This is a genomic window from Pseudomonas sp. Pso3, assembly GCF_055393275.1.
The window spans coordinates 169,691-183,884 of record NZ_AP043687.1; the positions used below are offsets into that span (position 1 = coordinate 169,691).

General features: G+C 68.4%; 11 protein-coding genes. 8 read left to right on the plus strand and 3 right to left on the minus strand.

Annotation, left to right across the window (positions count from 1 at the left end; all coding sequences use genetic code 11):
• The first annotated feature begins 89 nt into the window (after positions 1-89).
• The 6 genes from ACZ5R1_RS00860 to ACZ5R1_RS00885 all read left to right on the plus strand — a co-directional run bounded on the left by ACZ5R1_RS00860 (position 90) and on the right by ACZ5R1_RS00885 (position 7,678).
• The gene (locus ACZ5R1_RS00860) at positions 90-2,375 is read left to right on the plus strand and encodes an ABC transporter permease subunit (protein ID WP_042135179.1); all 2,286 of its coding nucleotides are present in this window, start codon (positions 90-92) and stop codon (positions 2,373-2,375) included.
• The gene (gene pstA, locus ACZ5R1_RS00865; protein WP_042135180.1) at positions 2,362-4,074 is read left to right on the plus strand and encodes a phosphate ABC transporter permease PstA; all 1,713 of its coding nucleotides are present in this window, start codon (positions 2,362-2,364) and stop codon (positions 4,072-4,074) included. Before ACZ5R1_RS00860 ends, pstA begins: the two co-directional genes overlap by 14 nt.
• A 22-nt stretch (positions 4,075-4,096) precedes the next feature.
• Positions 4,097-4,924 (plus strand): phosphate ABC transporter ATP-binding protein PstB, encoded by an 828-nt coding sequence (pstB, locus tag ACZ5R1_RS00870; RefSeq protein WP_027598089.1) that lies wholly within the window; start codon positions 4,097-4,099, stop codon positions 4,922-4,924.
• A gap of 58 nt (positions 4,925-4,982) precedes the next feature.
• Entirely contained in the window at positions 4,983-5,708 is a 726-nt protein-coding gene (phoU, locus tag ACZ5R1_RS00875; RefSeq protein ID WP_007161478.1) for a phosphate signaling complex protein PhoU, read from the plus strand.
• 72 nt (positions 5,709-5,780) lie between these two features.
• Entirely contained in the window at positions 5,781-6,701 is a 921-nt protein-coding gene (locus ACZ5R1_RS00880; RefSeq protein ID WP_464712759.1) for a response regulator, read from the plus strand.
• 77 nt (positions 6,702-6,778) lie between these two features.
• The gene (locus ACZ5R1_RS00885) at positions 6,779-7,678 is read left to right on the plus strand and encodes a peptidoglycan DD-metalloendopeptidase family protein (RefSeq protein WP_042135184.1); all 900 of its coding nucleotides are present in this window, start codon (positions 6,779-6,781) and stop codon (positions 7,676-7,678) included.
• A 9-nt stretch (positions 7,679-7,687) separates the two neighbouring features.
• Here ACZ5R1_RS00885 and ACZ5R1_RS00890 read toward each other — a convergent pair whose 3' ends face one another.
• On the minus strand, positions 7,688-8,488 hold the full coding sequence (locus ACZ5R1_RS00890; RefSeq protein WP_027600389.1) for a helix-turn-helix domain-containing protein: 801 nt from the start codon (positions 8,486-8,488) through the stop codon (positions 7,688-7,690).
• A gap of 348 nt (positions 8,489-8,836) precedes the next feature.
• Between ACZ5R1_RS00890 and ACZ5R1_RS00895 the strand changes: the two genes are divergently transcribed.
• Both ACZ5R1_RS00895 and ACZ5R1_RS00900 read left to right on the plus strand, forming a co-directional pair.
• Positions 8,837-9,724 (plus strand): M23 family metallopeptidase, encoded by an 888-nt coding sequence (locus tag ACZ5R1_RS00895; protein ID WP_037006555.1) that lies wholly within the window; start codon positions 8,837-8,839, stop codon positions 9,722-9,724.
• Positions 9,725-9,911: 187 nt separating this feature from the next.
• A complete protein-coding gene (locus tag ACZ5R1_RS00900; RefSeq protein ID WP_144954929.1) occupies positions 9,912-11,813 on the plus strand; it encodes a sensor domain-containing diguanylate cyclase in 1,902 nt (633 codons plus the stop codon).
• A gap of 12 nt (positions 11,814-11,825) precedes the next feature.
• Here the strand turns inward: ACZ5R1_RS00900 and ACZ5R1_RS00905 are convergent, their stop codons facing one another.
• Together ACZ5R1_RS00905 and glcC are read right to left on the minus strand one after the other, a co-directional pair.
• Positions 11,826-13,190 (minus strand): hemolysin family protein, encoded by a 1,365-nt coding sequence (locus tag ACZ5R1_RS00905; RefSeq protein WP_042135189.1) that lies wholly within the window; start codon positions 13,188-13,190, stop codon positions 11,826-11,828.
• 146 nt (positions 13,191-13,336) lie between these two features.
• Positions 13,337-14,104, minus strand: coding sequence for a transcriptional regulator GlcC (glcC, locus tag ACZ5R1_RS00910; RefSeq protein WP_044341159.1), 768 nt, complete (start codon positions 14,102-14,104; stop codon positions 13,337-13,339).
• Between the last annotated feature and the right edge of the window lie 90 nt (positions 14,105-14,194).

Sequence of the window (14,194 nt, forward strand, 5' to 3'; positions counted from 1 at the left end):
TGGCGCCCTGCGCCCGTCCCGGGCGTAGCGCCTCGGGCCGTCCATTCGCTGTAACCTTTCTGTCACACGACGTGATTAGGCTCTGCGCCATGATATCCCCGGTACCCCCGTCCCCGCCCGATCCTCGCGGCCCCGCTCGGCTGGACTTCAACACGCCTGCACTGCGCCGGCGGCGGCGCTGGCGGGCCCTGCAGGATCGCCTGATACGGGGTGCGGTGCTGGCCGGTGGCCTGGCCGTGCTGGCCACCATCACCCTGATCTTCTTCTATCTGGCCTATGTGGTGCTGCCGCTGCTTCGCGGCGCCAGCCTCGAGGCCCAGCCGCTGCCCCAGCCCGACTGGCTGGCGGCCGCCGGGGCACCGTTGCTGCTGGGCATCGACGAGCAGGATCGCCTCGGCCTGCATCTGTCCCAGGCTGGCGAGGCCACTTTCTTCACCCTGGCCGACGGCCAGCCGGTCATGCGCGAGCGCCTGCCGCTGCCGCCCGGCGTCACCATCAGCAGCCAGGCCCAGGACGCCCCGCGCGGGCTGATCGCCCTGGGCCTGTCCGATGGTCGCGTGCTGGTGGCGCACAAGCGCTATGTCTCGCGCTATCCCCAGGGCAACCGGGTCATCACCCCGGAACTGGACTTTCCCTACGGGCGCGAGCCACTGGACCTGGGCGCCTCCCGTAGCGCCCTGGAACGGGTCGCCATCGCCGGTGACGAGGACCTGCTGGTGCTGGCCGGTGCCCAGGGCAACCGCGTGACCGCCCTGCGCCTGACCGGGCTGGCGGCGCCGGTGACCGGTGGCGCGGCCGCTCCCATGCGTACCTCGCTCTCCCTCGGACCGCTCAACACCGCGGCCAAGGCGCTCTACCTCGACCCTCGCGGGCACTGGCTCTATGCCCTCAACGGCCGCGCCCAGGCGGATGTCTTCGATCTCCGCGACGGCAGTCTCAACGGCCACTACAAGCTGCTCGACGCGGCCGACGATGAGGTCACCGCCAGTGCCCAGCTGCTGGGCGGCGTGTCCCTGCTGGTGGGTACCGCCAAGGGCGGCATTGGCCAGTGGTTCATGGTCCGCGGCCAGGACGGCGAGCCGGTGCTAAGACATATCCGCAGCTTCCAGCTGGGCACCGCGCCCATCGTCCAGCTGGTGCCGGAGCAGCGCCGCAAGGGCTTCGTGGCGCTGGATACCACGGGCGAACTGGGGGTCTTCCACAGCACCGCCGGGCGTACCCTGTTGCGCGAGCAGATCGCCCCCGCTGGCGGGGTACTGGCGTTGTCGCCGCGTGCCGATCAGCTGCTGCTGGAGGAAAATGGCCGGCTGCTCGGCTTCCGCCTGGACAATCCGCACCCGGAAGTCTCCTGGTCGGCGCTCTGGGGCAAGGTCTGGTACGAGAATTACGAGGCGCCGGCCCGGGTCTGGCAGTCCAGCGCCGCCACCGCAGACTTCGAACCCAAGCTGAGCCTGGCGCCGCTGACCTTCGGCACCCTCAAGGCGGCCTTCTACGCCATGCTGTTCGCCGCGCCCCTGGCCATCGCCGCGGCGGTCTATACCGCCTACTTCATGGCGCCGCGCATGAGGCGCACGGTCAAGCCGGTCATCGAGCTGATGGAGGCCCTGCCCACGGTGATCCTCGGCTTCTTCGCCGGGCTGTTCCTCGCGCCCTTCGTGGAAAATCACCTGCCGGGGCTGTTCAGCCTGCTGCTGCTCCTGCCGCTGGCCATCCTCGCCGCGGGCTTTGGCTGGTCGCGCCTGCCGCTGACGCTGCGCGAGCGCCTCCCGGAAGGCTGGGAAAGCCTGTTGCTGTTGCCGGTGGTGCTGCTGACCACCGCCCTGGCGCTGTGGCTCAGTCCCTGGCTGGAAGGGCTGCTGTTCGCCGGCGACCTGCGCCTCTGGCTGAGCCAGACCCTGGGCATCGCCTACGACCAGCGCAACGCCCTGATCATCGGCCTGGCCATGGGTTTCGCGGTCATCCCCAACATCTTCTCCATCGCCGAAGACGCCATCTACAGCGTGCCGCGCAGCCTGACCCTGGGCTCCCTGGCGCTGGGCGCCACCCCCTGGCAGACCCTAGTGCGGGTGGTGCTGCTCACCGCCAGCCCGGGCATCTTCTCGGCGCTGATGATCGGCCTGGGCCGCGCCGTCGGCGAGACCATGATCGTGCTCATGGCCACCGGCAACACCCCGATCATGGATGCCAACCTGTTCGAGGGCATGCGCACCCTGGCGGCAAACATCGCCGTGGAGATGCCCGAATCCGAGGTGGGCGGCACCCATTACCGCCTGCTGTTCCTGGCCGCGCTGGTTCTGCTCAGCTTCACCTTCCTGATGAACACCCTGGCCGAACTGATCCGCCAGCGGCTGAGGAAAAAATATGCGGCCCTCTAGCGCTGGCGCGCCGCCGGGGCAGGGCGCCCGGCCGCGGCGCTCCCTGGGCGTCTGGCTGCGCGGCGGCGCGCCCGGGGTCTGGCTCAGCGCCGGCGCCGTGGCCATCGCCGTGCTCATGACCCTGGGGCTGATCGGCATCCTCGCCGTGCGCGGCCTGGCGCACTTCTGGCCGGCCGAGGTGGTGCAGGCGCGCTACACGCCGCCGGGCCTGGAAGCGCGCCTGGTGCTCGGCCAGGTGGTGGACCAGGAGACGATACCGGCCGAGCGGCTGCACAGCGCCGGAGTGACCCTGCCGGCGGACAGCGGCGAAACCCTGACCCGCGAACTCTTCAAGCTGGGCAATCGCGACCTCTATGGCAGCGACTTCGTCTGGCTGGTCGGCGACTGGCTAAAAGATCGCCAGACCCCGGCCGATGCCCTGGTGCTGGAGCGCCGCGAATGGGGCAACTTCTACGGCTATGCGCTGGAGGTGCGCGAAGCGGGACGCCAAGTGGCCAAGGGCGCCGCGGCCGTGCCCGAGCTGCAGCGCCGCCTGCTGCGCACCCGCGACCTGAGCGACCAGCTGGAGCGCCTGGAAAAGCAGGACATCGGCAGCGTCAACCATGCCCTGGAGCGCCTGCGCCTGGAGGGCCGCGGCCTGGAACTGGACGGTCGTCTCGACGCTACTGCCCAGGCCGATCTCGCCGCCCGCCGCGCCGAGCTCGAAGCCCGTTACGGCGACCTGGAAGACCAACTGGCCAGCCTGCGCCAGGAGCGCCGCCGCGACAGCGTGGTGCTGCGCGACGTCGAGGGCCGCACCCTGGAACTCAATCTGTCGCGCATCGTGCGCGCCTACCAGCCCAACGCCATGGGCCTGGGCGCCAAGCTCGGCTTCTATGGCAGCAAGCTGTGGGAATTCCTCAGCGCCGATCCGCGCGAGGCCAACACCGAGGGCGGCGTCTTCCCGGCCATCTTCGGCACCGTGATGATGACCCTGCTGATGGCGGTGATCGTCACCCCCTTCGGCGTCATCGCCGCCATCTACCTGCGCGAATACGCCCGCCAGGGGCCGCTGACCCGCACCATCCGCATCGCGGTCAACAACCTCGCCGGGGTGCCGGCCATCGTCTATGGCGTCTTTGGCCTGGGCTTCTTCGTCTATGTGCTGGGGGGCTCCCTGGATCAGCTGTTCTTCCAGGCCAGCCTGCCCACGCCGACCTTTGGCACCCCGGGGCTGCTGTGGGCTTCGCTGACCCTGGCGATCCTCGCCATGCCGGTGGTGATCGTCGCCACCGAAGAGGGCCTGGCGCGCATTCCCCGCAGCATCCGCGAGGGCTCCCTGGCGCTGGGCGCGACCCAGGCCGAGACGCTGTGGAAGGTGGTGCTGCCGCTGGCCAGTCCGGCGATGATGACCGGGCTGATCCTGGCCGTGGCCCGCGCCGCCGGCGAGGTGGCGCCGCTGATGCTGGTGGGGGTGGTCAAGCTGGCGCCCTCGCTGCCGCTGGACGGCAACTACCCCTATCTGCACCTGGATCAGAAGATCATGCACCTGGGCTTCCACATCTATGACGTCGGCTTCCAGAGCCCCAACGTGGAAGCCGCCCGCCCGCTGGTCTATGCCACCGCGCTGCTGCTGGTGCTGGTGATCGCCGGGCTGAACCTGTCCGCCGTGTTCCTGCGCAACCGGCTGCGCGAAAAGTACCGGCTGCTGGAAGACTAGCGCCCGCGGCCGAGGAGACCCCATGCCTTCCGATTCCTCCATCTTCAGAACCGCCGCCGCCTACGCGGCCAGCGCCCAGCCTGCGGCGAACGAAGGTGGCGTGGCCCTGTCGGTGCCGCGGCTCAATCTGTTCTACGGCAAGAAGCAGGCCCTGCACGACATCGCCCTGGAGATCCCGCGGCAGCGGGTCACTGCCTTCATCGGCCCCAGCGGCTGTGGCAAGTCCACCCTGCTGCGCTGCTTCAATCGCATGAACGACCTGGTGGAAGATTGCCGCATCGACGGCGAGATCCTACTCGACGGCCAGAACATCTATGCCCGCGGCACCGAGATCGCCGAGTTGCGGCGGCGCGTGGGCATGGTGTTCCAGAAGCCCAATCCCTTTCCCAAGAGCATCTACGAGAACGTGGTCTACGGCCTGCGCATCCAGGGCATCAAGCAGAAGCGGGTGCTCGACGAGGCGGTGGAATGGGCGCTGCACGGCGCGGCGCTGTGGGACGAGGTCAAGGATCGCCTGCACGAGTCGGCCCTGGGTCTCTCCGGCGGCCAGCAGCAGCGTCTGGTGATCGCCCGCACCATCGCCGTGCAGCCCGATGTGCTCCTGCTCGACGAACCCTGTTCGGCGCTGGACCCCATTTCCACCCTCAAGGTGGAGGAGCTGATCCACGAACTGAAACAGCGCTACACCATCGTCATCGTCACCCACAACATGCAGCAGGCGGCGCGGGTCTCCGACTACACCGCCTTCATGTACATGGGCCAGCTGGTCGAACACGGCGACACCGACACCCTCTTCACCAACCCGGCGAAGCGGCAGACCGAAGACTACATCACCGGCCGCTACGGCTAGTTCCAGGCAGGCCGGTGCCCCACCCGGCGACTCGCTCCTCTCAGGCAGGACTGACAGCATGATCAACAAAGAAGGCCACACGCAGCACATCTCCCAGCAATACAACGTCGAACTGGAAGAGGTCCGCAGCCACCTGCTGGCCATGGGCGGTCTGGTGGAAAAGCAGGTCAGCGACGCCGTGCGCGCGGTGATCGATGCCGATGCCGGGCTGGCGCGCCAGGTGCGCACCATCGACGACCAGATCGACATCATGGAGCGCGGCATCGACGAGGAATGCCTGCGCATCCTCGCTCGCCGTCAGCCCGCGGCCTCTGACCTGCGCCTGATCATCAGCATCTCCAAGTCGGTGATCGATCTGGAGCGCATCGGCGACGAGGCTTCCAAGATCGCCCGTCGCGCCATCGAGCTGACCGAGGACGGCGAGGCCCCCCGCGGCTACGTCGAGGTCCGCCACATCGGCGAGCAGGTGCGCAAGATGGTCCACCAGGCGCTGGACGCCTTTGCCCGCTTCGACGCCGAACTGGCCCTCTCGGTGGCCCAGTACGACAAGCTGATCGACCGCGAATACAAGTCCGCCCTGCGCGAACTGGCTACCTACATGATGGAAGACCCGCGCTCCATCTCGCGGGTGCTGAGCATCATCTGGGTGCTGCGCTCCCTGGAGCGGGTCGGCGACCATGCGCGCAACATCGCCGAACTGGTGATCTACCTGGTGCAGGGTACCGACGTAAGGCACATGGGCCTCAAGCGCATGGCCGAAGAGGTCAATCGGTCGCGCGAATGATCCGCCCGGTCACTCCCCGGGTGGCGTGCCGAACCCGCCTGCTATGCTGGAAGACTTGGCATGGAGTGACCGATGAGCAAGTTGAACGTACTGGTGGTGGATGACGCGCCCTTCATTCGCGATCTGATCAAGAAGGGCCTGCGCAACCTGTTTCCCGGGCTGACGGTAGACGAGGCGACGGATGGTCGCCGCGCCCAGACGCTGCTCGGCAAGCAGCGCTTCGACCTCATCCTCTGCGACTGGGAAATGCCCGGCATGACCGGTCTGGAACTGCTGAGCTGGTTTCGCGCCCAGCCGGACCACAAGGGCGTGCCCTTCATCATGGTCACCAGCCGCGGCGACAAGGAAAACGTCGTCCAGGCCATCCAGGCCGGCGTGTCCGACTACATGGGCAAGCCGTTCTCCAACGAACAGCTGGCGGCCAAGGTCAAGAAGGCCCTGCAACGCACCGGCAAGCTCGCCGAGTTGCAGGCCGGCGCCCAGCCGCGCCCGGCCACCGGCTTCGCCAATGATTCCCTCGGTGCCCTGACCGCCGGCCGCAGCGACGTGGTCCAGCCCACCGCCGCACCGGTCGCGGCGCCGGCCGCCGCCTCCAGTGCCGCCCTGCTCACCGGCAGCGCGCCGCCGCCACCCGCCCGTGGCAAGCCCGCCGCCAACTTCGGTCAGGGCCAGCTGCGCCTGCCCAACGCCAGCATGGCCTGTCTGATCAAGGCCATCAGCATCAAGGAAGCCCTGCTGGTGGTGCGCCGTGGCGATCCGCTGCCGCAGATCCTGGAAACCGCCGTGCTCGACCTGGAGCAGGGCGAAGACGGCAATGACGTGGCGCGCCTCAATGGCTATCTGCATTCCCTCAGCGCGGTGGAAGCGACGCCGGCCAGCGAGTGGGTGCAGGTCAACTTCCGCTTCATCGACCGGGACCCGGCCAAGCTCGACTACCTGTCGCGACTGATCGCCAAGGGCACCGCCCAGCGGCACTACGTGCCGGGCGCCTAGGGCGGGGCGGCGCGATGAAGGGCCTGGCACGGAGACTGCTTCGCGCTGAGACACCGCGGATTTTTGACGCCCTGCCCATGCCCCTCGCCTGTCGCCTGCTGCTGCTGTCGCTCGCCTTCTCAGGTCCCGCCCTGGCGGCGCCCATCTACAAGTACGTCGATGCCAACGGCGTGGTCACCTACACCGACAAGGCGCAGAAGGGCGCCAAGGTGATGACCTTCAGCGACGATCCCATCGAGCGGCTCGATCAGCGGGTCAAGCTGCAGCCGCGGCACTATGCCGGCGGCACGGTGCTGGAGGTGCGCAACGACAGCTTCCTGCCGGTGACCGTCACCCTGCGCCTCTCGGCGTTGCAGAACGTCAGCGGGGTGGGCGAGGCGCCCATCCGCAAGGTGCTGCCGGCGCGCAGCCTGACGCGCCTGGCGACCCTGATCGCGCCCGACCCGGGCCGTCCGCAGCGCTATACCCCGCAGCTCACCACCCTGATGGGCAGCGCCACCCCGGTCTTCGCCTCCGGTTTCGCCTATCCGCTGCCCTGGCTGGGCGGTCCCTTCAACGTCAGCCAGGGCGCCGGTGGCGGCTTCAGCCACAACACGCCCAAGAGTCGCTATGCGGTGGACATCGCCATGCCGGAGGGCACGCCCATCGTGGTCTCGCGCGCCGGCCAGGTGGTGGAGGTGGAGAACGACCAGGACGGGCGCGGCAACCACCCCTCCGGCAACTTCGTGCGCATCCTCCACGACGACGGCACCATGAGCGTCTACCTGCACCTGCAGCGCGGTTCGATCAAGGTCGCCGAAGGCCAGTGGGTGCGCCCTGGCCAGCCGCTGGCGTCTTCGGGCAACACCGGGCGCAGCACCGGGCCCCACCTGCACTTCGTGGTCCAGCGCAACACCGGCGAGGCGGTCGAATCCATTCCCTTCCGCTTCGCCCAGGCGGTGGACAGCCTGCCCAACTTCGCCGTCGGCGGGCCTTGAGAGCCTGGGTCAGCCCTGGGCGTCGAGGTACTCGCTCGGCGAGACCCCCAGCACCCGGCGGAACATCCGGGTAAAGGCCGACGGCGAGGCGTAGCCCAGATCCAGGGCCACTCGGGTCACCGGTTCGCCGGCGGCCAGCCGCGGCAGGGCCAGCATCAGCCGGGTGTGCTGGCGCCAGGTGGAAAAGCTGGTGCCGGTCTCCTTGAGAAATAGTCGGGCCAGGCTGCGCGAGCAGAGGTGCAGCTGCTGCGCCCAGGTCGCCAGCGCCGTGTCGTCGGCGGGATCCGCGTGCAGGCTGGTCTGGATGGCACGCAGCCGCCGGTCGGCCAGCGCAGGCAGGTGCAGCGCGGTCTCTTCGAGAAACACCAGTTCCGCCAGCATTAGCGCCCGGACGTGACTGCCCAGCTCGGCTTCGCCGTAGGCGGCGCCGCCGCGTCTCAGGCAGCGCAGCAATTCGCGCAGCAGCGGCGAGATGAGCACCATGCGGGTGGCTGCCTGGGGGCAGGGCAGGCCGCTCGGCAGGGCGATGATCACCACCTGCAGGGTGGCTTCGCCATTGGCCCGCGCCTGGTGCTCGATGCGCGGCGGGATCCAGATCGCCTGCTTGGGCGGCACGTACCAGACCCCTTCGTGGGTGGTGACCTCCAGCACGCCGTTGACCGTGTACATCAGGTGCGCCTGATCGTGCACGTGCGGCGGCCACACCTGGCCATGGGCGAAGGTGCCGAGCTGGGATACTAGCGGCCCGGCGGGCGGGACGGGGGCATCCGCCACCACGCTCCGCGTCGGGTCGATTGTCTGTTCCTGCATAACAGCTGTCCGTTTCGGTTGGGCCGGCTCCAGGTGCCAGGGCCTAACCTGCAGCACTATGGCCGGAGCATCGGGCGCGCCCGGGGTGATCCCTCTGCACGCCGAAAACCTGCCTCTTGCGGGAGTGTCGCACAGAACACCCGCCGCTTGGCTGACCTGCCTGAACCATCAGGCCTGTATTTGAACTACCGTCCGATCGGTGGCAGCGTGGCACAGGGATTTGAGTGCCACGCTTTTTTATTCGCGACGATGCTTTGCCAGCGGCTTCACAAAGCCGTGGTTTGGCCATCGCCCAGTCTGCACGGCTTTGTTAGGTTCTGTCCTTGCCCATCATGGTGGCCCTATGCCATGGACCGACGCCTGACCGCCCTGATCACCTGCCTGAGCCTCGCCCTGGCCGTGCCCGCCCTCGCGCCGGCCGCCGAAAAGGCGACCCTCACCAAGACCTCTGCCAAGAGTCCGGCCCGCAAGGGGCAGGTCAAGCTCAAGGTGCGCAATGCCAGTGAAGGCCGCATCTTCGAGGTCCGCAACGATTTCGACGTGCCCGTGCGGGTCGAGCTGCGCCTGCAGCGCACCGTCAACGTGGCCGGTGCCGAGCGCCCGATCCGCCAGGTCATCGAGCCGCGCTCCACGGTGCAGCTGGCGGTGATCCGCAAGCGGCAGCAGGGCTTTCCCATGCACTTCGACCAGGCCTTCAGCTACAGTCCGCAGCTGCCGGTCGGCTCCCTGCCGGCGCTGGCGACCGGTGCGCCGGGCGGGGTTGATAGCGGCATCGGCTATGGCTACGCCTGGCCCTGGCGCCAGGGCGTCTACTACGTGACCCAGGGTGCGGGCGGCGATTTCAGCCACAACACGCCCAAGGGGCGCTATGCGGTGGACATCGCCATGCCCGAGGGCACCCCGATCAGCGCCGCCCGTGCCGGCACGGTGATCGACGTGGAAAACGGCCAGTTCGGCCATGGTCCCAATCCCTCCGGCAACTTCGTGCGCATCGCCCACGAGGACGGCAGCCAGAGCGCCTATCTGCACCTGCGCCGCGGGTCGGTCAAGGTGCGACCTGGCGAGCGGGTGGAGGTCGGCACGCCCCTCGCGGAGTCGGGCAATACCGGGCGCAGCACCGGCCCCCACCTGCACTTCGTGGTCCAGGCCCACGAAGGTGGTGAAATGGTCTCCATTCCCTTCCGCTTCGTGCGGCCGCTGGCAGCCCTGCCCAACATGGCGCTCGGCGACCGCTGAGGCCCTGCGCAAGCGCGTTCCAGACAGGCTGACGCCACGGGGTCCATAAGGCGACCAGGCGCCCGTTCGCCCGCAGAAATCCCTTGGCAGGAACCGGGTTGGTGGCGTTATGCTATCACCACGCTATTCTTCCAAGGCGCGGGTTCTACCGTGGCCTTCCCTTCCTTCAGGCTATGGATGCCGCTCCATGAAAGGATTCCTGGCCACCCTGTGCGCCGGTGGGCGCAAGCATGCTCTGTACCTGCTGGCATTGCTGTTGATCGCCCTCGACGGCCAGGCGCAGGTGCTGCGACTAGATGATCCGGGGCGCAGCTACGATCCGCGGCCGGCGCTGGAGATTCTCAAGGCACCTGCCAGTCTGACCTTTGCCGAGGCCGCCGCCCGCCCACGCGGTGGCGAGGACGGCTGGCATGCGCCCGATGAACTGGAAATGCTGCTCCATGACGGCCGCCAGGGTCTCTGGCTGCGCTTCGCCATCCAGGGCCGCGACGACCAGGCCTGGTGGCTGATTCCGAGCTGGCCGGTGCTGGATCGCCTGGACCTGCGCACCCGCGCTGCCGATGGCCACTGGAGTCCGCTGCAGCAGAGCGGCCTGGCCCTGCCGGCCTCGCAACGGACACTGCCCGGTCGCCAGCTGATGTTCGCCCTGGCGCCGACCGCCGGTGCGGTGGAGGAGGTCTACCTGCGATTGGATTCGCGGGAGACCTTTGTCCTGCCGCTGCGGCTGGTGACCCCGGCCGCCTATTTGCGCGAGGCGCAGCAGGATGCCTGGCTGATCGGCGGCTTCTTCGGTTGCCTGGTCACCATCCTCTTGCTGACCCTCACCCTGTGGGGCTTTGGCCGCCGCTCGGGCTTTGGCTGGTACGCCCTCTATCTGCTCAGCGTCATCGGCTATCAGGCGGTCACCACCGGCTACGGCGCCTGGCAACTCTGGCCGGAGAGTCCGGCCTTCGCCCTGCGTGCCCACCTGGTCTTTACCGCCCTGTGCTTTCTGAGTGGCGGGTTGTTCGTGCGCTATCTGCTCAGCCTCTATCACGGCGGCCGCTGGATCGACTTCGGCAATCGCCTGCTGATCGGCTACTGGAACGTGGCGCTGGTCATCACGCTGATCTGGCCGCATCTGCTGAGCTTCCAGGAAATGCTCGGCATGATGGCGCTGAGTTGCCTGGGGCTGCTGGGCACCACCACCTACCTGGCGCTGCGCGGCAGCCGCATGGCGCTGTGGTTCAGCGCCGCCTGGGCCCTGCTGCTGCTGGGCAGCTCGATCCAGCTGCTGGCGATCGCCGGCTGGCTGCCCGCCGACAGTCCGGCCTTCCACGGGCAGATGGCCGGCTTCGCCCTGGGCTTCGTGATGCTGTCGCTGGGGCTCACCGAAGGCCTGAGTCTGCAGCGCCGGGCGCGGATCGAGGCGCAGCGGCAGGCGCTGGAAGCCTCCAGCGCCCTGGCCCGGGAGCGCGAAGCCTCCTTTGTCGAACTGGAATTGCGGGTGGCGCTGCGCACCGTGGAGTTGCAGCAGGCCAAGGCCAGTCTCGAGCGGCTCAATCGCGAACTGCTGCACCAGAGCCAGACCGACTCCCTGACCGGGCTCGGCAATCGCCGGCATTTCGAACGGGTCTTCCAGCAGGAGATCCGCCGCGCCATCCGCGCCGAACGGCCGCTGGCGGTGCTCTTGGTGGACATCGATCATTTCAAGGCGGTCAACGACACCCACGGCCACACCCTGGGCGACGAATGCCTGAGGTGCGTGGCCGAGGTGCTGCGCAGGCACGTCCAGCGGGCGGGGGAGGTGGCGGCGCGCTATGGCGGCGAGGAATTCGTCATCGCCCTGCCCGGGAGCGACCAGCAGGCGGCCCGGACGCTGGCGGAGCGCATCCGCCAGGAGGTGGCAGGGCTGGAGTTGCAGACCGAGCAGGGGCGCCTGCGGCCGTCGATCAGCGTCGGCGTCGCGGTGACCGTGCCGAGCAATCTCGAACACGGCCTGGGGCTTCTGGAAGACGCCGATCGGGCGCTCTATGCGGCCAAGCGCGGCGGGCGCAATCGCGTCTGCCTGAGCGATGGCCTGCCGGAACTGGGCAGCGGACGCGGCTGAGGCCGCGTCGACTCAACGCTCTTCCGGCTGGCGCCGGCGGACGTCCTTGGGATCCAGCTTGATGACCTTGGCCAGGACGATCTTGGGGCCCTTCATCTTCTTGACGATGATGCGCAGGCCCTCGGCTTCCAGCACCGTCTCCTCTTCGGGGACGCGCTTCAGGCTGTCGTAGATCAGGCCGGCCAGGGTCTCGGCCTCGACGTGATCCAGATCGATACCCAGCAGTCGCTCGACCTTGAACAGCGGGGTGTCGCCCCGCACCAGCAGCTTGCCCGGCTGGTAGGCGACCACGCCGCGCTCGGTCTTGCGGTGTTCGTCTTGGATGTCGCCCACCAGCACCTCGAGCACGTCTTCCATGGTCAGGAAGCCGATGACCTTGTGGTCGGCTTCCTCCACCAGCACGAAGTGCGCGCCGCCACGGCGGAATTGCTCCAGCAGGTCGGACAGCGGCATGTGCTTGGTCACCCGCTCCAGCGGATGCACCAGATCGTCGAGGTCGAACGAAGCCGCTTCGCTGTCCAGGCCGGCGATGGCCAGCAGCAGGTCCTTGATGTGCAGGACCCCGGTAAAGGTCTGGCTGTCTTCGTCGTAGACCGGGTAGCGGCTGTACTTGGAGCGGCGGATCTGGGTGAGGATCTCGTCCAGGCTGGCCTTGCTGTCCAGGTAGATGAGGTCTTCGCGGGAATTGGCCCAGTCCACCACCTCCAGCTCGCCCAGCTCCACGGCCGAGGCCAGCACCCGGCTGTCCGGGTCGGTGGCGCGGTTGGAGTGCAGGATCAGCTTGAGTTCGTCGCGACTGTAGTGGTGCTCGTGGTGCGCGCCCGGCTCGCCCTGGCCGGCGATGCGCAGGATGCCGTTGGCGCTGGCGTTGAGCAGCCAGATGGCCGGATACATCAGCCAGTAGAAGAGGTACAGCGGCACCGCCGTCCACAGCGAGAGCAGGTCGGGCTTGCGGATCGCCCAGGACTTGGGCGCCAGCTCGCCGACCACGATGTGCAGGTAGGAGATGATGAAGAAGGCCGAGAAGAAGGCGATGCCGTGGATCACCTCGGGGCTGCTGACGCCGACGGCGCCGAGCAGGGGTTCGAGCAATTCGGCGAAGGCCGGCTCGCCGACCCAGCCCAGACCCAGGGAAGCCAGGGTGATGCCGAGCTGGCAGGCGGAGAGGTAGGCGTCGAGCTGGTTGTGCACCTTCTTGAGGATGCGCCCGCGCCAGCCGTGCTTCTTGGCGATGGCCTCCACGCGGGTGGCGCGCAGCTTGACCATGGCGAACTCGGCGGCGACGAAGAAGCCGTTGAGCAGCACGAGGAAGAAGGCGAAGAACACGAGGCCGAGATCGGCGAACAACGTCGAGGCGAGACTGGTGGAAGGGTCCATTAGGGCCGAGAGCTGGAAAAAGGTCGGCTAAGCATGGGGGCGGGGCAGGGCAGTTGCAAGATGTTGCGCCTGCCGGAGGGACGGGGCGCACCCCGGGCTGACGGACAGCGGCTCTGGCGCCCACCTTTGCCGGCAGAAGTTTTTCCCTAGGTCCAGCCTTCCAGACGCATGGTGGCCCGCACCAGGCGCTGCTCTTCCTGCTCGATCTCGCGCAGGCTGTCCCTGACGCTGTGGATGTGCTCGCGGGCGGCGGCGTGGGCCTCGTCGGGTAGGCGCTGGCTCACGGCGGCATAGAGGCGGGCATGCTGGGCGTCGATCTCGCGGCGCTGCGGCGGGCGATGGTAGAGATTGGCGATGCAGGCGAACACCGAACCCAGCAAGAGCTCGTTGAGCGATTGCAGGGTGTGCACCAGCACCGGGTTGTGCGAGGCCTCGCTGATCGCCAGGTGGAAGGCATGATCGAGGCGCGCGTGGGTTTCCGCCGGCAGGGTGGCCGGGTCCTGGCAGGCGGCGCAGAGTTCGTCGTAGCGGCGACCGATCAGCACCAGGTCGGCGGTGGTGGCGCGCAGCGCCGCCAGGCGCGCGGCTTCGCCCTCCAGCAGGGCGCGGACCTCCAGCAGGTCGTAGAGGGTGCGCGGCTGGCTGCTGAACAGGTGCAGCAGCGGATTCTCCGCTGCCGGGGCCGCCAGCCGGGCGACGAAGCTGCCCTGGCCGTGGCGGGTCTCGATGATGCCGCGGGCGCGCAGCAGGCCCAGGCCCTCGCGCAAGGCGGTACGCGAGACACCGAGCTTGTCGCACAGGCGCCGCTCGGACGGCAGCGGCTGACCGACCTTGAGCACCCCGTCCACCACCAGGCGTTCGATCTGCTGACTGACGTTCTCGGCGACGGGAAGACGGGCGGCGGGCGCGGACATGGCGAGTTCCTGCTGGTATGACCACGAGGTTTGACGCTAGTGAGCCACTGGTGGAATCTGCCGTCAAGCCGGCTGAAAGCGGCTCATCCT

Excerpts from the sequence above, each read along its gene's own strand:
- pstA (WP_042135180.1), top strand. The coding sequence starts at position 2,362 with ATGCGGCCCTCTAGCGCTGGCGCGCCGCCGGGGCAGGGCGCCCGGCCG.
- ACZ5R1_RS00895 (WP_037006555.1), top strand. The coding sequence starts at position 8,837 with ATGGACCGACGCCTGACCGCCCTGATCACCTGCCTGAGCCTCGCCCTG.
- ACZ5R1_RS00885 (WP_042135184.1), top strand. The coding sequence starts at position 6,779 with ATGCCCCTCGCCTGTCGCCTGCTGCTGCTGTCGCTCGCCTTCTCAGGT.
- ACZ5R1_RS00890 (WP_027600389.1), bottom strand. The coding sequence starts at position 8,488 with ATGCAGGAACAGACAATCGACCCGACGCGGAGCGTGGTGGCGGATGCC.
- phoU (WP_007161478.1), top strand. The coding sequence starts at position 4,983 with ATGATCAACAAAGAAGGCCACACGCAGCACATCTCCCAGCAATACAAC.
- ACZ5R1_RS00900 (WP_144954929.1), top strand. The coding sequence starts at position 9,912 with ATGAAAGGATTCCTGGCCACCCTGTGCGCCGGTGGGCGCAAGCATGCT.
- ACZ5R1_RS00905 (WP_042135189.1), bottom strand. The coding sequence starts at position 13,190 with ATGGACCCTTCCACCAGTCTCGCCTCGACGTTGTTCGCCGATCTCGGC.
- pstB (WP_027598089.1), top strand. The coding sequence starts at position 4,097 with ATGCCTTCCGATTCCTCCATCTTCAGAACCGCCGCCGCCTACGCGGCC.
- ACZ5R1_RS00860 (WP_042135179.1), top strand. The coding sequence starts at position 90 with ATGATATCCCCGGTACCCCCGTCCCCGCCCGATCCTCGCGGCCCCGCT.
- ACZ5R1_RS00880 (WP_464712759.1), top strand. The coding sequence starts at position 5,781 with ATGAGCAAGTTGAACGTACTGGTGGTGGATGACGCGCCCTTCATTCGC.
- glcC (WP_044341159.1), bottom strand. The coding sequence starts at position 14,104 with ATGTCCGCGCCCGCCGCCCGTCTTCCCGTCGCCGAGAACGTCAGTCAG.